This window comes from Vampirovibrio chlorellavorus (assembly GCF_003149375.1).
In the GTDB taxonomy this organism is placed as follows: Bacteria; Cyanobacteriota; Vampirovibrionia; order Vampirovibrionales; family Vampirovibrionaceae; genus Vampirovibrio; species Vampirovibrio chlorellavorus_B.
In genome coordinates, this window is sequence record NZ_QFWH01000005.1 from 46,195 (window position 1) to 65,828 (window position 19,634).

Genomic DNA, 19,634 nt, shown 5'->3' on the forward strand with positions numbered 1-19,634 from the left:
GGTCAAGGCTTCAGGCGCAACTGGTCAAAATCCGGCAAGTTCAGCGAATTAATGGTAAGCCCCTGAAAGCGTGGCTTGACCAGATAGGTTTTTTCGGTGGCGTAAACCGGAATAATGGCCGTATCCAGCTCCAGTAACAAGCGCTGGGCCTGATCATACAATCGTTGCCGCTGCTGAGGGTTTAAGGTGGTCACGGCCTGCTGCACCAGGGCATCGTAACGGCTGTTTTTCCAGCGGGTGTGGTTGTTACCGCTATCAGACAAAAACACGTTCATAAAGCTGTCGGCGTCCGGGTAATCCACAAACCAGCCCAGCCGGAAGAGTTGCGGCGGATCTTCATCCAGCTTGCTCAGCAACACTTTCCACTCCATGTTATCCAGCCGCACATCCACGTTCAGGTTTTTTTTCCACAAATACTGGGCGATTTCCGCTTCTTTCTGGATGTCATAGAGGGTCTGAAAACTTAAATGCACCGTGGGAAAGCCCTTGCCATCGGGATAGCCCGCCTCGGCCAGCAATTGTCTGGCTTTTTGCGGGTTGTAACTCAAGCCCATGTGGGGGTTATAGCCCACCAGCCCCGGCGTGATCCAGGAGGTCATGGGACGCTGCCCGCTTTGCATCAGGCGGGGGTAATAACTGCGATCCAAGGCGTAGGCAAAGGCCTGCCGAACTTTGGGGTTGTTGAACGGCGGCTTTTGAACATTGAAGCCAAAGTAATTGATGCGGTGCAGCACCGTGCTTTCGCAGTCGGGACTCTTGCGCAAACGGCGCACATCGAAGGAGGGAATACTGGTGGTGGTCTCGATAAAATCCAGTTCGTTGTTCTCGTACATCACCACGCTGGTGTTGGCGTCGTTAATCATGTACATGTCAATGCCCGCCACTTGGGGGCGTTTGGCTGGCGCCGACTCATAAAAATGCGGGTTGGGCACCAACCGGATCTTTTCCTCGTGCGTCCAGTCGGCCATGCGGTAGGCCCCGTTGCTTAAAAAGTGTCGGGCCTCGGTAAAGCGTTCCCCGTAACGAGTGACCACGTCCCGCCGCAGGGGCAACATGACCGGGGCCGCCGCCAAATCCAGAAAAAACGGGGTGGGGCGCTCCAGATCCACAATCAGGGTATGGGCATCCCGGGCATGCACCCCCACCTGGGCAAAATCCTTGATTTTACCCTCGTAGTAAGCCTTGCCGTTTTTCAGCTCATACAGAAAAAACACGTAGGGGGCCCCGGTGGCCGGGGTCAGGGCCCGCTGCCAGGCGAACAGAAAATCATCGGCGGTCACGGGTTTGCCGTCACTCCAGCGGGCGTTTTGCCGCAGGTGGAAGGTGTAGCGCAAGCCATCCGGGCTGACCTCCCAGGACTGGGCCATGGCGGGCTGTGGCTTCATGTGGGCATCCAGTTGGGTGAGGCCCTTCATCAGGGGCAGCAGGACGGTAAAGGAGGTCAGATCATCGGTCTTGGCCGGGTCTAAATCGGGCGGTTCGGTACCCAGATTCATACGAAAAATGGAAGCCCCCGGGTGTCTGGACTGCTGGGCAGTTCCCCCGCAGCCAGCCACGGTCACCAGCAGCAGGAGGGCGACCAGAAATCGCCCGAATCGATACCGCTTATGGCCGAAAGGAGTCACTGCAAGCCTCTCAAATATACCGGATTGAAAAGTCAACCAATTGGGGTCTGTGCTTGTACCCCTATCATACCTTATGATGATGAGAGGCGGTTCTATGACGCTGTGTGTTTCACGCAGGCATTATTACCACGCCGGTTTTACATCAAATCGCTCTATCGTTTGACAGACACCGTCCATTGCAGCGAAGCCCTTGACACCGGAACCCTTCCACACGTTTTCAGGGCAAACCATTCGGGAGGCGACAATTGGGATTACAGATTCGCTATGACAAGTATTCGCTGATCATTGACGGCCAGCGTACCTTTATACGCAGCGGGGCCATGCATTACTTTCGCCTGCCCAGTCAGGCGCTTTGGCAGGATCGGCTCTTCAAGCTGAAGGCGGCAGGCTATAACGCCGTGGATTTGTATTTCTGCTGGAATTACCACAGCCCGGCCCAAGGGGTGTACGATTTCACCGGCATTCGGGATGTGCAGGAACTACTCAAAATCACGCAGGAATTGGGATTATTCGTCATTGCCCGGCCGGGCCCGTACATTAACGCGGAATACTCTGGCGGGGGCTTCCCCGGCTGGCTGCTGGCCAAGCGGCACTTGCCCCTGAGAAATCGACGGGAAGGGGCCTTTGAGTGGTCGGAGGAATATATGGCCTACGTCACCGAATGGTGGCGGCAGATCATACCGTTTATCAACGCGGCCCCCAACGTCATACTGATGCAAATTGAGAACGAGTACGCCACGCTGGAAGTGGAGCCGGATTACATGCGGGCCTTGTACGATCTCAGCCGCCAACTGGGTGTGACCGTGCCCCTGTTTCATAATGACTTGTACGTGGCGGGCCTGTACGAAGACATTGTGGATATTTATGCCTTCGACAATTACTCCGTAACCCAGTTTGAAACCGACTGGCGGGAGATGCCCGAGGTGTTTCAGGTGCTGGATCACGTGGAAGATAATTTACGCCCCTTTTGCCAGAATCGCCCGCTGATGGCCGCCGAGCTTCAGGCGGGCTGGTTTGGCACCTGGAGAGGCTACAAGTATCAGGAAATCACGGAAACCCTGGGTCGGGAGCATATTGCCCTGTCCACCAAAAGCCTGTTGGGGCAGGGGCTCACCATTTTTAACCATTACAAGGCCATTGGGGGTACCAACTGGGATTATACCGGCAGCATCGAGACTTACACCTCTTACGATTTCGGGGCCCCCATTTCGGAGACGGGCCTGAACACTGAGCGCTTGTTCGAGAGCAAGGCCCTCAACTACTTTCTGGAGAGTTTTGATCTGAGCGCCACCGAGCGGGAGGTGGATTTTCCGCTGCCCCTGTCCCACCGGGAGTGCTTCTACGCCTGTCGCTCCGTGGTGGGAGACACACAGGCCCGCTGGCTGTTTTTACGCAACCTGACCTACGAGCCCGCCACCCTGACCGTGGCAGAAGCATACCCGGTTACGGTCAATGCCTTTGAGGCGCAAATTCTGCCCCATCAGGTTCCCTTGCGCTGCGGATACCGACTGGCTTTCAGTACGGTGGAAGCCCTTCACCAGAACGAATCGCTGCTGATCCTCAAGGGCGATCGGGCGGCCACGGTCACACTCAGCCAGAACGGTCACTCGCAGCCCTTGACCGTGGAGGGCGACTCTTTGCCAAACGGGGTGGAGATCCTGAGTCAGGAGCCAGAAGCCGTGACCCTGTACTGCCGGGAAATGCGGGATCAGGAGGCTTGCCAAGTCCAGATTGGCGCATTGACCCTGATTTTCCTGAGTAAGGATCTGGTGGATACCTTCTGGGTGGAACCGGAGGGTCATCTGGTGTTTGGCCCGGAGGCCCGACTGCCGGATCGCCAATATGGCTTGCTACTGGGGAAAACCCGGTTCTGGAGTACCGATCCAACCGCCCGGGCTCTACAGGCCCATGTGCTTGAGGCGGCTCCTCCGTTGCCCGTACCTGCCTTGCGGGACTGGCACATTTTCAATGAAGCCCCGGAGCTGACTGAATTCGAGACACTCAAGCCGGGCTTTGTGCCCGTCAGTCCTCACGGGCTGGACTTTGACAGCAACGGCATTTATGAAGGCTCCGCCTGGTATTGGGTGCCACTGGGCCGTCAACGACCCGAAACCCTGACCCTCGACGCCCGTCATATTTGGGCCGTTTATTTCAATGGGCAGCGTATCGGGCATGGGCATCAGCTGGTGGTCATTCACGGTATGGCCCATGCCGAACCTGTGGAAATTCCCGTGCCAGAGTCTCTCTGGCGGCCCAATCAGGACAACGAACTTTTGATCTTCGTCAATGGGTTGGGGCATCCCAAGGGGTTTCATGATGACGCCCAATTGCCGCAGGGCTTGCTCAGCCTATCGGTGGATGGGGTATCACAGCAGCCGTTCTGCCATATTCGGCAAGAGACCTTTAGTCGGAGTGCCTCATCATCGACCGAGAACGCTTTGGCCACGCTGGAAGGGTTTGAGGTCAGCCCGATCGTCTTGATGCAAACCCACTTTATGCTACCGGATGATCAGGGCTGTGAGACCGCATGGGGACTCAAATTGCAGGATGTGGACTTTGAGCGCATCAATATTTATCTGAACAATGTGCTAATCGGCCGGTACTGGCGGGATTGTCGTCGGCAAGAAGTGTTTTATTTGCCCACTGGTGTTTTAAAGCAAGGCGCTGATGAGCAGAATTTGCTGGCATTGGTTTTGATCAATTTCGATCCGCCCATCGATAAGACCCGCTTGTCGCTACAGCCCCATCAGGTGGCCTTGTATCCGTATGCCACCTTGCAGAAGGCTTTACACCGAGCCGATTGACTACTAAACTAGAAGTATGACTGTAATCCCCAACTTTATTTTAAAGCGCATGTACAAGGCCGGGAGTTTGCGTCGGGTGCCGGAGGGTGTCGGCTTTGACATCATCAATAACCTGGGGCCGGGACAAATCTCGCTGGTGCAGTCCATCAAGCTGAATGATCAGGTTTATGCCGCCGAGCATCTGGTACTGGTTATCAATGGGGAATCGGTGGCCGCCACCACCATTCATGAGGACAATCCGGCCACTTTTTTCCTGAATCAGGTTATTACCTGTGTCATTCAGGACACTCAACTGGTGGCAGGGAGGTATGACTTGACGCTGGAGTTGGTGAGCCGGGAGGCTGGTAAGGTCAGCTTGTCAATCAGCGATACGTTGGCCGATTAAATCGGTGGTTCATTCGCAAGAGAGGTAGATCTGTCGGGGGATCCTGTTCGGGGAGCGATTTTGGGTTGCTTGGCTTGGGGCGATGATCCAAGATTGGGTGGCATCAGGATGGGTTACAGGCGACTAGAACTAATGTTAGTGGCTTTTGGGGGATTGGGAGCTTGAGAAGACTTGCAAGGAAGATCGTTCGCCCAGAGGGTCGTTAAAAGAAGTTAAAAACACTTTGAATTGGGCGATAGATTCTGAAAAATACAGAGCAAAATCGCTTGACTCTGGGATACCATTTCAGTATCTTATATGAACTCGCTTCTACACGCCCCCATCGTCTAGAGGCCTAGGACACCTCCCTTTCACGGAGGCGACGGGGATTCGAATTCCCCTGGGGGTAATTATTTTTACATTTAGCACCTTCGACCAATATGTCGAAGGGCTTTTTGTATGTGGTGACTGAGACCCACGGCCGGTTTGTACTCAATCTTCCTATGGTGTGCATAGTCTGGCTCAGGGTTAATGTCAACCTTGTCCTTTAATCCGATGCGGATGGTATGATTCGGCGTATTCTGGTGGGGATGCTGACCAAAGGAGTCCGCTGCCAATGAACAGCCAGAAATCCGAAAAGCAGACAGCAACGAACAATCCCGAGCATCGTCTGGCCTATTTCCGGGCATTGGCCTGCATGTCAGTCGCCGCGGTTCTGAAGAAGCTGAAAACCGAGACCATTGGCTTGACGGACGCCGAAGCTCAGGCGCGACTGTCTGAATACGGACTGAACGAGATCACTCGAGAACAGCGTCATCCCTGGCTGATTCGCTTGATGATGCTGTTCAATAGCCCCTTTAATTACCTGTTAATGGTGCTTGGCCTTCTCTCCTACGTTAGCGGTAATCGATCGTCCGCCATTATGATTGCCATTATGGTATTGCTGAGCGTCCTCTTGCGCTTTATTCAGGAATCCCGATCCAATCGGGCGGCGGAAGAACTGCAAGCGCTTGTTACCAGTCGGGTTAATGTGCGCAGGCGTCATTCCGGGGAGGATACGCAGGGCGCTTCGCAGGAAATCCCCCTGAACAATCTGGTTCCGGGCGATATTATTACCCTGGGCCCGGGGGATCTCATTCCTGCCGATGTACGGTTGATTGAAGCCCGGGATTTGCATATTAACCAGTCCGCGCTCAGTGGGGAAGCCTTTCCGGTGGAGAAGAAAGCGGAACCGGATGGCCATACAGCCGGTAGCCTGATTGATCTGGGCAATCTCTGCTTTATGGGCACCAGTGTGGTCAGCGGCATGGCTGTGGCCGTGGCGCTGGCAACCGGCGATCAGACCTACTTTGGCAATCTGGCAGCGAAAATTGTGGAAGATGAACCGCCCACGAGCTTTGATCAGGGGATCAACAAGCTGAGCTGGCTGCTGATTCGCTTTATTACCGCCATGGTGCTGGTGATTTTTCTGATTAACGGGCTGACCAAGCACGACTGGCTAACCGCCTTGCTCTTCGCCCTGGCGGTTGGCGTGGGGCTGACACCGGAGATGCTTCCCATGATCCTCATCACCAACCTGTCGCGAGGGGCCATCGCTTTGTCGAGGCAAAAAGTGATCGTCAAACGGCTGGCCTCCATCCAGAATTTGGGCGCTATTGACGTGCTATGCACTGACAAGACCGGTACCCTGACGCAGAACAAGGTCATTCTTTATCGGCATCTGGACCTGCACGGCCAGGAAAGTATCGAGGTTCTGAAAGCGGCGTATCTCAACAGCTATTTTGAATCAGGCCTGAAGAATCTTTTGGATGACGCCATCATGGCCCATGCCGAGCAAGATGACGCCCTCAACATTGAAAGTGATTACGTGAAGGTGGATGAGATTCCCTTTGACTTTGAGCGTCGCCGCCTTTCCGTGGTCATTGCCCGGGAGGGCAAGCATACGCTGATCTGCAAGGGGGCCATTGAGGAAATGCTGAGTGTCTGCGTGCGCATTCACGATAAGGATCGAGAATATCCCATTACCCCGGCAATTCGGGCGCAAATCCACAAGGACATCCAAAAGCTGGGTGAGGAGGGTTTTCGGACGATTGCCGTGGCTTGCAAAAATATGGATGTGCCACAAAAAGCGTACACGGTTGAAGATGAGCAGGCGTTGACCTTGCTGGGATACATCGCGTTTCTGGATCCGCCCAAGGAAAGCACAGCGCAGGCCATTTCGGCGTTAAGTCAGCTGGGAGTCACCCTTAAAATACTGACCGGCGACAACGAGTGGGTCACCCGCAAAATCTGCACCGTGGTGGGCTTGCCCATTCAGGGCATCCTGCTGGGGCGGGATATTGAATCGCTGAGTCCTGAGCAACTGGCCGAGCAAGCGGAACACACCACCATTTTTGCCAAGCTGACCCCTGAACATAAAGAGCGGGTGATTCAGGCGATTCAGCAAAAAGGCCATGTGGTGGGTTTTCTGGGCGACGGTATCAACGACTCTCCCGCCTTGCACCGGGCCGATGTGGGTGTTTCCGTGGCAAACGCGGTGGATATCGCCCGGGAATCAGCCGATATGATTCTGCTGGAGCAAAGCCTGCTGGTTCTGAAAGACGGGGTGATTGAGGGGCGCAAGGTGTTTGGCAACATTATCAAGTACATTCGCATGACCACCAGCTCCAATTTCGGCAATGTGTTCAGCATGGTGGGGGCCAGTTTTCTGTTGCCGTTTTTGCCCATGATGCCCATCCAGATCCTGGCCCAGAACCTGTTGTACGATATTTCGCAGACGGCCATCCCCTTTGATCGGGTGGATGAAGCGTTTCTGGCCCGGCCCCATCGCTGGGAAGTCCCCAATGTGGAGCGATTCATGCTGACCTTCGGTCCGGTGAGTTCTATTTTTGATTACGTTCTTTTTGCCGTGATGTGGTTTGTCTTTCAGGCCAATACGGAACCTCGGCAGGCACTGTTCCATACCGGCTGGTTCATTGAAGGATTGCTGTCGCAAGTGCTGATCGTGCATTTCATCCGCACCGCCAGCATTCCATTCCTGCAAAGCTGGGCCGCTCCACAATTGCTGGTGATGACTGGTCTCATCATTGCCGTTGGCATTTACTTGCCGCATTCTCCGCTGGCCCCGTTTTTCGGGTTCGTAACGCTACCCGCTCATTATTTTGCCTGGCTGGTGGGTATTCTGGCCGCCTATTTTGTCCTGATCCAGGTGGTCAAGCGCTGGTTCATCGGGAAGTTCGGCTATGACTGAAGAACAGGCACGGAAATATCCGTTTTGGGCCTGGCTCAGGGGCTTGTTTCAGAAAGTCAGTGCGGATGATTGTCAGGGGCTTGCCGCCGAGGTGGCCTTTAACATGATTCAATCCCTTATCCCGGCCACGTTTTTCCTGATATCCCTGTTCGGTCTGTTGGGGCAGACCAGTGTTTTTTACGCTCTGAGCGTGGACTTTATCGATGAACTGGCCCCGGCGCACACCGGCAGTCTGTTGCTTCATCTGCTTGACGCCACCATTCGGGGTAGCACCACTGGACTGACGCTGGCGGGGATGATGATTACGTTGTGGTCGGCATCCGGGAGTGGCGGTGTCATTGTCAAGGGTCTGAGACGTGCCTACGGGATTCCGGAAAAAGGCTTTCCCTTCTGGTACACGCCGATGGTATCCATTGTGCTGGTGTTACTCCTGGGCCTGATGCTGGTGGTGGCGATTTATCTCATTATGTTTGGCGATGCCCTGATTTCCTGGCTGCATGGCCGCTTCCACTTGCCCTTCAGCGCCGTGACCCTGTTGCGTATCAGTCGCTGGCTGGTGTTGGGCTGCGGCATTACCGCCATCACCACTCTGACGTACGCCCTGATTCTGCGCCCCAAAACGGGCGGGTTTCGCTGGCGGGTCAGCCTGCCGGGCGCTGTTTTTTTTCTGATAGCCTGGGTCAGCGTGTCAGAGCTGTTCAGTCTGTACATCAACCACTTGCACCAGTTTAACCCGGTTTACGGAGCGCTGGGAGCCCTGATCATTCTGGTGACATGGCTTTATTATTCGGCGCTGATTTTCTTTGTGGGGGCTGAAATCACCGCCCGGAGAGCAGGGTCTGCGGATAAAATCGGATTTTAGGAAATGATGAAAATCGGGTTAAAGTTTTTGGCAAACAGAACGATGATCCATGAAAGAGTGTTTAAAATAGTTATATCCGTTACAGGTAAAACGCGTTGGTTGAATGTTGAATAATGTAACTCGAAGTAACTCGAAAAGCCGATTGGTGCCAATCCTATGTCTACAATAGGGTCTAAAACAGGCAAAGCTGGTAAAGCCGGATTTCAGTGGACGCAATTGTTGAAAGTTGCCGGTCGCTTTCCCGTGAGGGGTAAGGGATACGGGCTGGCCATGCTCATGGTGTTTTTGGGCACCACCATGGCCATTGGCGCCTCTTTGCAATTAATGAGTGGCCCTTTATCAGCCATTGTCATGGGCAGCGCCAGCCAGAACCGTCTGGCGGCGGAAGAACTGGCCAAAAGTGGATTGAGGGCGGTGACCGGCCAGCTTCAGGCTTACTACAATGGCGGGCAAACCATTTCCGCTGGCCTTTCTTTCAACTCTACCAGCGCCCCGGCTTACGTTCTCATGCCCCAGAGTCCCGACAGTCCGGCTGGAGCGACCCGCTCTGTTGGTTCTTACACCAGCCGGGTTAGTTATGTGAATGGCAATACCCTGCTGGTTATGGTAACGGCCACAGTGGGGAGCAGCCAGTCCAGCGTCAGCCAGTTATTGACCCTGACGCGGGACGCTTACCCAATGGCGTTCAACAACATTACAGGTGCCACCGCCGCTTACGGCTTGCGTCGATTAACCAGCAGCGCCGCTATTACCCGGGCCATTCGGGTACGACGGGGCAGAGACAATGCCGAAACGGACATTGGCTTTTTACCCAACGGCGATTTGGACATACCCGCCTTGATGACTTTCCTGAATGATGGTCTGACCACTTACCCCAAACCGCTGGATCGGGTGACTGGCGCAGTTCGGGCTTATAGTTTAAGGAAAATCAACACTGCCTACACGGGCAACGCCATTATCGTCAGGCGCAGTAGCGATGATGCCACCACCAACATAGGCTTTTTGCCCAATGGCGATTTGGATGCGCCCGCCCTGCTGAGCTTTTGCAAGACGGATAGTTGCTTTGTAACCGCCTGGTATGACCAGAGCGGCAATGGCCGTCACGCCACCCAGACCACCCTGGCCGCCCAACCCCGCATTGTGAATGCGGGCGCGCTGGAGATGATCAATGGCCGGGTGGCCCTTCGATTTGATGGCGTGGATGATACCATGCTTGGAGCCACCAACAATACAGCCAACAGTTCTTTTAATCTGGTGGTGGCTCAGGTGGACGCCGGGGCCAGCATCACTTTACAAAGCAAAGCCACTAGCGGTACGTCTGGGACTGGTGGTCAAAAGTATTTGCTGAGCCCTCCCAATGCGGGGGCCGTCAACGCGGGGACAGGAATCTCGCTGGGGGAAAATGGGGCGGGTGTCTATGAGCATGGCAATAGTTACATGCCCTGTCTTGCAAATTCGGTCATAAGCCCCAATAGCAACGATGGCCTAGTCGTATCGTACAACTACATCAACAAGCAGCCTTTTCTCTTTATCAATAGTAAACTGGTGGATGTGGGGTTCACCTCTCCCCGGGCCGATTTAGCGCTTCCTGTCCATGTCGGCGGCCCGCCGCCAGTTCATGCGCCCTACGGCTATTTTAAAGGAGCTGTGGGGGAATGGATTCAATACCCTACTAGTTTAACCACCGCCAACCGGCAAATGCTGGAGAACGATGAAGCCCGATATTATGACCTGACTCTGGCTGATCCGGGGTATACCCCACCGCTGGTAACCGTACCCAGTGCCACCGCCGCTTACGGCTTGCGTAGATTAATTACTGACAATACCGGAACGACTGATGATGATAAAGCCATTCAGGTGCGTCGTAGCAGTGATAACACCACCCAGATTATTGGTTTTGACCCCAAAGGAAATCTGGATCTTGCAAACTTGTACAAGTTTTGCGGGGCTGGCAGTTGTTTTGTCTCCATCTGGTACGATCAAAGCGGGAACAACCGGCACCTGACCCAGCCCACCGCGGCCAACCAGCCTCGCATTGTGAATGCCGGGGTTTTGGATACCATTAATGGGCGACCTGCCATGCGTAACATAGGAAGCCGGATTTTGCTGGGGGCGGGTGCAAATCTCATGGCGGGAACCGGTGGGTGGTGGTATTCCACTATACTGGCCGACTATGGCAGCGTTGATACTGCGAACTTCCTGGATCGTAACCCCGCCGGCAACAGTAATCCAATTGTGGGGTTAATGAAGGCTTCCGGGAAATTTGGGATTGTGACACGCCGGAATGATGGAACCAATCAAACTGTGCGGACAGGTTCTTATACCATTCCCAGTGATGGTACGGGTCAACTGGTTTCCTGGCAACGAGTCCGAGGGGTCGAATATACCTTGTTTGTCAATGGCCTGGTGGATGCTTCCACACCGGATACCGATACGGATATTACCCCACAGGGAGTGGCTGTTCTGGGGCATAATGAGATTGGTTATTATCCCGGTGCCAGTGCGGCCATGTCAGAACTGATTATTTATAACACCAGCGTTACCACCGCCACTCGGAACCGTCTGGAAGGCAATCAAATGGCCTATTACAACATCAACAATCAGGAGCCGGACACCGGTTTTGTGACCACCTGGTACGACCAAAGCGGCAATGGTTTCAATTTTATGCAAGGCGAGCGGGAATTACAGCCGGTGATTCGGCTGGATAGCAAAACGGGCCGCCCCACCATTCAGTTTAATGGCTTAAACAATTACATGGCCACCGGCACCACCCTCAACTTTACCGGTACCAATGCCCGGGCACTGGTGGTGGCCAGTATGGACGGTTCTACTGGTAGTGCTGGCAGGTTGTTTGGTGGTAAAAAAAATTCGGACGTCTACGATTACGCCACGCCTGAATCGGTTTCCTTCCTGCGCCGTTACGGCGCTACCAATCAACTGTTTAGTTACCGAAATAACGCCACGCTGGGCATATCTCCGGCCTTTACCCTGAACCAGCCCTTTCAGGCCACCTCTGTTTTTAATGGCAGTTCCCATCAAATTCGCGTTAATGGAGTCAATGGTACCTCTGTAGCCAGCAGCGGCTCCTTTGGCATCAACCAGCTCTGGCTGGGCGGCGCGCCTTTTCTCTTTCTGGGGGATCTCTGGGCCGGTGGGGTCAGCGAGATTCTTCTCTATCCCAACGCCATGAACGCGGTCCCATTGGCGCAGCTGGAGCAGGATCAGCGCAGTTACTATGGTACCCCCTGACACCTCAGGAGATCTTCACCATCAAGCCCTTTAACCGGAGTCGTGAGGACAAGCAGCCAATGGACGTCGAGACGCCGCTCAAGCAGGCAAAGCCACTCAAAAGGGCTGGCAGGGGGCTTTCCCTGCTGGAAGTGCTGCTGATGATCACCCTGCTTTCGGCCACCATTCTGCCCTGCGCCCTCATGCTGACCCGAACCGGCCAAAACGCCCGCGATGTGTACTTGCAGTCCACCCGCAGCATTCTACTCAACAGCCTGCAGGACGAACAGACTGTCGATCGGAATAATTATGCCTACACGTCTGTTGGTATGAATACCGACACCAGCGAATCCGGGCAGGTCATTCCCTGGCGCTCCGTGGTGGATGTGACCAATGCCGGGGCTTCGGACAGCTTCCAGAAAACCGTGTTTTATTACCTGTACAACACCGCTGCCGATGCGGCCAATGCCCCCCGCTACAGTACCAAAGTTATCCAGACCCGAAACACCCTGCGGGTTCGTTTTGACTCTCTACAAGCAGGCTACATGGACTCCTCCGGGCAGTGGTGGAACCCCTGGGTTCTCTACAATGGGGCTGCCATGGTGCCCGGCATTAATAACGCCAGCAGCGTGTATACCAATTATCCAGCCCAGGCCATCACTAACCTGCCCTCTCACCGGGATGCCGATATTTACCGGGGGGGCTGGTATCGTAACGGTGCATCAATCACCTATAGCGCCCCGGTTTCCACAGGGTTATACACGGTCAAGTTGTACTTTGCTGATAATTCAGTCGCATCAACACGACTCATGGATATTGTGATGGAAGGAAAGTTAATGAATCCGGGTAATCCATATTTTGCCCCCCCATATTGTGGCAGCCAGAGTTTTTGCGCCAACGTGCAAATGTTTGACGTGATGGTAACCGATGGCAATCTGGACATCACCATATCTCCCAACAGTAACACGGTCAATGACGATCCCTATATTCAGGCGCTTTCCATTAAGAAAAGGACTTAACCCCATGGCCTGCTTTCAGCGTTTGACGGTTCAAAAAAGACTGCCCGGCTTAACCCTGGTGGAAATGCTGATTGCCATGGCCCTGATGGGCTTTGTGGTGCTTTCCATGGGGAACTTGCTCTTTGGGGCCAATCTCCGCTCCGTCTCCCTCAACGAGCGGTTCAAGCTGGCCAGCGAAGTGCATAGCCTGATCGATGACATTCGGGAGGATTTGCACCGGGGGGCCTACATCAGTCCCAATTCTTTCCGCAACCGGTTGGAATACACCACCTACGATTCCAGTACCGGGGATGCGGTCAAAAAAGTCTACGGCATCTGTTATTACAGCAGCGTGCAAACGGCCAGCACCGATACCAGCTGTCCCTTGCAGCAGTCGGGGGGCACGTTCCCCTACATCAAACGTTCCGACGATGGCGGGGCCACCTGGGGCTCTCCTTACCGCATTTCCGGCTTTAACAAGTACCGGCTGGTTAATGCCAGTGGGCCCCGGTTTTTGTTTGCCCAGTCTGCCAACAATTGTATTGATTACGTGGATAATAACGCCAACGGGGTGCTGGGAAGCGGCGACACCACCCAGACTCAGGTGAGCTGTGGCACCGCTGCAAACTCATGGTTCGGGGCGACCGCCAATTCCTTAAACCCTACTTACGCCAGTAAAGTGATATTGAACAACTTTAACTTCACCACGGGCACCGGAAGGCCCGAGACCCTGCGAACCCTGCCCCAGTATATTTTTATCGCTGCCCCGCCCGGCCCGGTGCGCAGCAATCTGGCGGCGGTGTCCCCGGGGGTGAAAGACACCCAACTGGTCCAGTCTTTTTCCTTTGACAGTACGGTCAATAACATGTGGCCCGCTGGCTTCAACACCGTGGATTTGGCCTGGGACGCCGCCCATGATCGATTAATTATCGGCAGTGACTCGCATTCAATTCTTTACACCACCGAGCGCAACGGGGTGTTTATTAATCAGCCTTACGCCCTGAATGACGGCAAATATACAGCCCGAGGAGTGGCCATTGAAGACGACGGTAACACGCTTCACGCCATTAGCAATACCACCAGTGAACGCTATCATCGCTATAACCTGAACAGTATCAGCCCCCTGACCGAAGTGGCGGGCGGGGCCAGCGCCACCTTTGTAACGGCGCAGTCCAGCAGGCTTTTTATGGCTTTTGATCCCAAGAACCGACGCCTTTACATTACCCGGGTGGATAATGACGGATTTTTCAAAATCGTGGAGTTGAACGGCCCGGACTCTACCGCGCCCCAGACCGAAACGGGTAACAAGTGGCAATTGCCCAGCGCCATCGCAACTTCTTCTCAAATAGGCGGCTTTGAAATTGAGCCGACCACGGGTGATTTTTTAGTTGTGCGCGATCAGGTCTATGCGGCCGGTGGCAATAACTATCTGGATCTCTACCGCATTCCTCGCACTGGCAGCTACAGTCTGGCCATGGCTCCTTATTTATCAATCAACCTGACCGATTTGGGCAGTACGGCCACCGGAACCGCTGGCCAGTTTGGGTTGACGTATGATGCGGCGCTCCATCGCCTGTTTTTGGCCGACAATGTGAGCAAAAGAATTTATGAAGTGGCCCCGGTCAAAATCATCACCCCAAGGACTTGATCCGCTGCAAGACCCTGCGCGGTTAACGCCAGCCCCCTCCCAGCGCGCGATACAGATCCACTTTGGAGCCGATTAAATTCATTTTCAGCTCCACCAGTTCCTTTTCGGCATTGAGTTTTTCTTCTTGTGTCAGCAACACTTCCACATAATCGGCCTTTGCGTATTGAAATAAATTATTGGCAATAGTGACCGAGTCATCCAGTAAGCGCACTTCTCTTTGTTTTGTCTCGTAGCTTTGTTGTATGTTCTTGATGTTTAACATTTGATTCAGCACTTCGGTATAAGCCTGTAGCAGGGTTTGCTCGTAGTTCAGCACCACCTGTGTTTGATAGGAGTCCGCAATGGCGATTCGGGCGATGATGGCCTTTCTGTTGATAACAGGAGCCGTTAAATCCCCCATTAAATTGTAGACCAGGGATTTTGGATTGAATAGCAATGCGGAGCCAAACGCTGAAAAGCCAGACTTGGCGTTAATACTCAGGCTGGGATACAAATTGGCCTGGACACTTTTTAGATCCAGTTTCGCCGCCTTGATGGCAAATTCGGCCTGACGAATATCGGGCCTGTTTTCTAACAGTTGCGTGGGAACACCGACCTGTAATTCGTCAACCTGCATGGTCATTAATTTTTCGGAGTTTCTGGGAATGGGGGCACCATCATACAAGCCCGATAAAAACTTGAGGCGATTCTTTTTTTCAACGATCTTTTGACTGATTTCAAACCGTTGGCTTTTGGTTTTCAGCAACTGTGCTTCAAACCGGTTCACTGCCAGGTTATTGGCTTTGGCATATTCCTTCAGCAACTTCATTTTAAGAAAGGCTTTTTCCTGAATTTGAATGTTTGCATCCACTATCTTCAAGGAATTATCCAGGGCCATCAATTCATAATAACAGCGGGCGATTTCAGCGACCAATCGTGAGATAAGATAGTTCCGGCCTTCGTATTGGGCCATTAAACGCATTCTGGCCGCGTCTTTGGCGTTCTGTAACTTTTTCCATATATCCACTTCCCAGGTCATGTTGGGGCCTATGTTCAAACCCAGATTGCGGGAATTCAGATCGTTCCTGTCAATAATTTTGTCTAGCACCCCATCCCGTGTGTTTTTTGACACAGCATAGTTTTCAATGCCCATCCCCAGGCCCACTTTGGGCAAGTATTCGGCTTGTTTCTCCTTCACCTCATTCCGGGCAATCTCGATATCCTGCAAAAAGATATTGAATTCCTGGTTGTTTGACAGGGCTGTTTCGATGAGACGAATCAGGTAGGGATCGGAGAAAAATTCCCGCCAGCTGATATGAGCGGCGTTCTCCACTCCTACACTCTCAAAGCCGTCCGGGTTCTGGGAATCGCTGGACTGACTGTAGCGATACTTGTCAGGAACGTTAAATTTGGGCTCTTTTTGAACCAGATTGAGGGGGTGAAACCAGGATCGCGCAAGCACAGGCTCTTGCGTGTTCAATACAAGGAGCGTTAGTGCCGATAGAAAGCCAATTATTTTTATGAACTTCATAGGGTTTTCCTGATTTTTCTGGTTCCGTGTTTTCTACTGTTTAATCCGGTTTGCTGATTTGCCGGGAGGTTCTCAGTTTGCGAATGAGTCGCCTGAACATCAGCCTGAGTATTTTGAACTGTGTCTTGTTCCTGGCTTTTTTGCCGACGATTGCTTCTGTCAAGGTGGTCTGCGTTTCATCCTGCAGTAGCTTTTTTCCGTCGACCAGGGTTGCAAACGCAAAATACAATCCGGGGATGATGACGATGCCAATCAGGGTCCCGGAAATCATGCCGCCCATGGCGGAAGAGCCCAGCGTTCTGTTTCCCACCGCGCCCGCGCCGTGCGACAAGACCAGTGGCAGGAGTCCGGCTATAAAGGCGAAGGAGGTCATCAAGATCGGCCTGAAACGCATTTTTGCCCCTTCAAGCGCAGCCTCCAGTATGGATAAGCCTTCATTGCGCTTTTGCACCGCAAACTCGACAATCAACACCGCGTTTTTACCCAAAAGCCCGATCAGCGTGATGATCGCGATCTGTGCGTAGACATCGTTTGCCAACCCCATGAGCTTGAGCATGAAGTAAGACCCAAAAATCCCGATGGGCAGGGATAATAGCACGGCCAGGGGTAATACAAAGCTCTCGTACTGAGCCGCCAAGACCAAGTAAACAAATAGCACCACGATCAGGGAGATAACGGCAAATTCATTTCCTCGCTTGGCCTGATCGTATGAGAGATCCTCCCAGGCAATATCGTAGCCTCTGGGGAGGGTTTTCAGCGCCACGTCTTTTATGGCGTCAATGGCATCGCCCGAGGTGAAGTTATTGCCGGGAAAGCCCCGAATGACCGCCGAGTTATAGAGGTTATAGCGGGTAATTTCATTGGCCCCCTGTGTTTTCTCAGTGGTCATAAAGGAGCTGTATGGAACCATTTCGCCGTGATCGTTCTTGACAAAATAATTGTTCAGGTCATCCAGATTCCTTCTGTACTCCGGTGCGGCCTGGGTGAACACTTTGAAAAAGCGTCCAAACCGGATAAAGCCCTGCTCGTAGGAACCGCTGATGAGAATATTCAAATTTTCCATGGCGTTGTTGATGGATACGCCCTTTTGCATGGCCAATTGGTTATCTATTTTGATTTTGTATTGCGGGTATGTGGCGTTGTAAAAAGTAAACAGGCCTCGAATTTCTTTTCGTTTTTCCAGATTGCGCATAAACTCCTGAGTGACTTTTTCAAGTTCCTGGTAATTGGTTTCACCCGATTTGTCGAGAAGGCGCAAGGAAAACCCGCCAGAGGTACCGAAGCCGGGAATGGCAGGTGGTTCAAAAAATTCCACCTTGGCGCCCAGGGCCTCGGATTTTTTCTCCAGCGCCTCAATGATGTCATGCACACTCTCTTTTCTTTCTTCCCAGCTTTTCAGGTTGATCAGGCAGGTGCCGGCGTTGGAGCCCCTACCTTCCGTCATAATCTCATAGCCCACCATTGAGGTGACGGATTCGACCCCCTCTACTTTTTCGGAAATTTTTTGTAACTGACTCACGACCTGGTTGGTATATTCCAGGGTCGAGCCGGGGGGCGTTTGCACAATCGCGTAAATGGTGCCTTGATCTTCACTGGGTACAAAGCCTGAGGAGACGATTTTGTTAAAAATAAAAATCCCGATTGCAAATAATACGATAACCCCGAAGGTGATGACACGCTTGGTGACAATTTTATCCAGAAGCCACATGTAGCGTTGCGTCAATTTATCGAAAAGCACATTGAATTGATCGATCCCGCGTTTCAATAAATTCCTGGATTTTTTGTGGCTGGCGTGTTCGCCGTGACTGTCATGATTGCCGTGGCTGCCATGATTTCTGAGAACCATCGCGCACAGTACAGGCGTCAGGGTGAGCGCCACTAACCCCGAAATGATAATGGAACTGGCCATGGTAATGGAAAATTGCCTGTAAAATACGCCCACAGGGCCACTCATAAAGGCAATCGGACAGAATACGGAAATCATAACCAGGGTGATGGCAATAATGGCTCCCCCCAGTTCCTTCATGGCTTTTTGGGTGGCAGCGTAGGGAGAGAGTGTGGGATCTTCCTCCATTTTACTGTGGACGGCTTCTACCACCACAATGGCATCGTCTACCACAATCCCGATTGCCAGAACCACCGCAAACAGGGTAATCAGGTTGATGGACATTCCAAATAGAAGCAGCACGAAAAAGGCGCCAATCAGGGAAATGGGTACCGCGATAATGGGAATGATGGTAGATCGCCAATCCCCCAGGAATAAAAATACCACCAGGGTTACCAAAATAAACGCGTCTCTGATGGTATCCACTACCTGCTCAATTGAAGCGTCCAGAAATTTGGAAACATCGTAACTGTATTTGACTTTGATGCCGTCTGGAAAATCTTTTTCAAGCTCTTTGATCTTTTCCTTGATATTTTTGATGACGGCCGCCCCATTGCTGTTGGGTGTTTGCTTCAGTATGAGCGAGGCGGACGGCTTGCCATCCAGCGTGTTATAGATGTCATAAAATTCGCTTCCCAGTTCAACTTCGGCGACATCCTTGAGCTTGACCATTTCTCCAAACTCGGAACTTTTGATAATGATGTTCTCGTATTGCTTGGGCTCATTGTAGCGACCCTCATAGTCAAGAACGTACTCCGTTGCCTGGGCTTTTTTCCCGGAACTTTGACCCAACCTGCCGGGACGGGCAATAATACTTTGTTCGCTAATCGCCTTGACCACTTCTTCCGGAGAGATGCTGTAAGCCCTCAACCTGTCTGGCTTTAACCAAATTCTCATGGAGTAGGTCCGGGTACCCAGCAAGCTGGCGTTGGCCACCCCGTTTATGCGTTGAATTTCGGGAATCAGCTTGGTGTAGGCGTAATTAAAAAGGTATTTTTGATCGATATTTTTGGATTCAGAATATAAATCGATGTACATCAACATGGAGGGTTGGAGCGGTAATAAGATGACACCCTCTCGTTGCACCAACTCGGGCAGAGAGGTCATGACCCTATCCACCCGTGTTTTCACGTTGACCACGGCCTGGTTTGAATCGGTTCCGGGTTCAAAAACCAGTCTCAGCGTCGCCTCACCGGCACTGGTCGCGTCGGAGGCCATATAACGCATGCCCGGAACGCCGTTAATGGCCGCCTCTAGCGGAATTAAGGTGGATTTTGTCAGGACATCCGCACTGGCGCCCGGATAGGCAATGAAGACGTTGACCACTGTGGGCGCGATTTGTGGAAACTGTGAGATAGGCAGTTGCTGAATGGAAAGACAGCCCAAAAATACGATAAATATTGAGATGACCAGACCTAAAACCGGTCTTTTAAGTATATTCTGAAACATCGTGATAAAAA

The 19,634-nt window shown here is 52.8% G+C and carries 10 protein-coding genes and 1 tRNA gene; 8 read left to right on the top strand and 3 right to left on the bottom strand.

Annotated elements, in window-relative coordinates; all coding sequences use genetic code 11:
• Positions 1-2: 2 nt before the first annotated feature.
• Positions 3-1,625: a peptide ABC transporter substrate-binding protein gene (locus tag DF283_RS07805; RefSeq protein WP_303674194.1), complete on the bottom strand. Its 1,623-nt coding sequence runs from the start codon at positions 1,623-1,625 to the stop codon at positions 3-5.
• Between the two features lie 245 nt (positions 1,626-1,870).
• On the opposite strand from DF283_RS07805, the gene DF283_RS07810 reads away from it, so the two are divergent.
• The 8 genes from DF283_RS07810 to DF283_RS07845 all read left to right on the top strand — a co-directional run bounded on the left by DF283_RS07810 (position 1,871) and on the right by DF283_RS07845 (position 14,779).
• Positions 1,871-4,429, top strand: coding sequence for a beta-galactosidase (locus DF283_RS07810; protein ID WP_303674195.1), 2,559 nt, complete (start codon positions 1,871-1,873; stop codon positions 4,427-4,429).
• A 16-nt stretch (positions 4,430-4,445) separates the two neighbouring features.
• Positions 4,446-4,814, top strand: a complete 369-nt coding sequence (locus tag DF283_RS07815) for a hypothetical protein (RefSeq protein WP_303674197.1) — start codon at positions 4,446-4,448, stop codon at positions 4,812-4,814.
• A gap of 315 nt (positions 4,815-5,129) precedes the next feature.
• Positions 5,130-5,202 (top strand) — tRNA-Glu (locus tag DF283_RS07820).
• A 207-nt stretch (positions 5,203-5,409) separates the two neighbouring features.
• Positions 5,410-8,043 (top strand): magnesium-translocating P-type ATPase, encoded by a 2,634-nt coding sequence (gene mgtA / locus DF283_RS07825; RefSeq protein ID WP_303674198.1) that lies wholly within the window; start codon positions 5,410-5,412, stop codon positions 8,041-8,043.
• Positions 8,036-8,905, top strand: coding sequence for a YihY/virulence factor BrkB family protein (locus DF283_RS07830; protein WP_303674199.1), 870 nt, complete (start codon positions 8,036-8,038; stop codon positions 8,903-8,905). The genes mgtA and DF283_RS07830 overlap by 8 nt, the downstream gene beginning before the upstream one ends.
• Positions 8,906-9,175: 270 nt before the next feature.
• On the top strand, positions 9,176-12,154 hold the full coding sequence (locus DF283_RS07835; protein WP_303674200.1) for an arabinofuranosidase catalytic domain-containing protein: 2,979 nt from the start codon (positions 9,176-9,178) through the stop codon (positions 12,152-12,154).
• A 59-nt stretch (positions 12,155-12,213) separates the two neighbouring features.
• A complete protein-coding gene (locus DF283_RS07840) occupies positions 12,214-13,152 on the top strand; it encodes a malectin domain-containing carbohydrate-binding protein (RefSeq protein WP_303674201.1) in 939 nt (312 codons plus the stop codon).
• A gap of 4 nt (positions 13,153-13,156) precedes the next feature.
• Positions 13,157-14,779: a prepilin-type N-terminal cleavage/methylation domain-containing protein gene (locus DF283_RS07845; protein WP_303674202.1), complete on the top strand. Its 1,623-nt coding sequence runs from the start codon at positions 13,157-13,159 to the stop codon at positions 14,777-14,779.
• A 22-nt stretch (positions 14,780-14,801) separates the two neighbouring features.
• On the opposite strand, the gene DF283_RS07850 is transcribed toward DF283_RS07845, so the two are convergent.
• Together DF283_RS07850 and DF283_RS07855 are read right to left on the bottom strand one after the other, a co-directional pair.
• Positions 14,802-16,220, bottom strand: a complete 1,419-nt coding sequence (locus DF283_RS07850; RefSeq protein WP_303674203.1) for a TolC family protein — start codon at positions 16,218-16,220, stop codon at positions 14,802-14,804.
• Positions 16,221-16,329: 109 nt separating this feature from the next.
• Positions 16,330-19,623 carry an efflux RND transporter permease subunit gene (locus DF283_RS07855; RefSeq protein WP_303674205.1) on the bottom strand — a complete coding sequence of 1,098 codons (3,294 nt, stop codon included), beginning with the start codon at positions 19,621-19,623 and terminating at the stop codon, positions 16,330-16,332.
• Between the last annotated feature and the right edge of the window lie 11 nt (positions 19,624-19,634).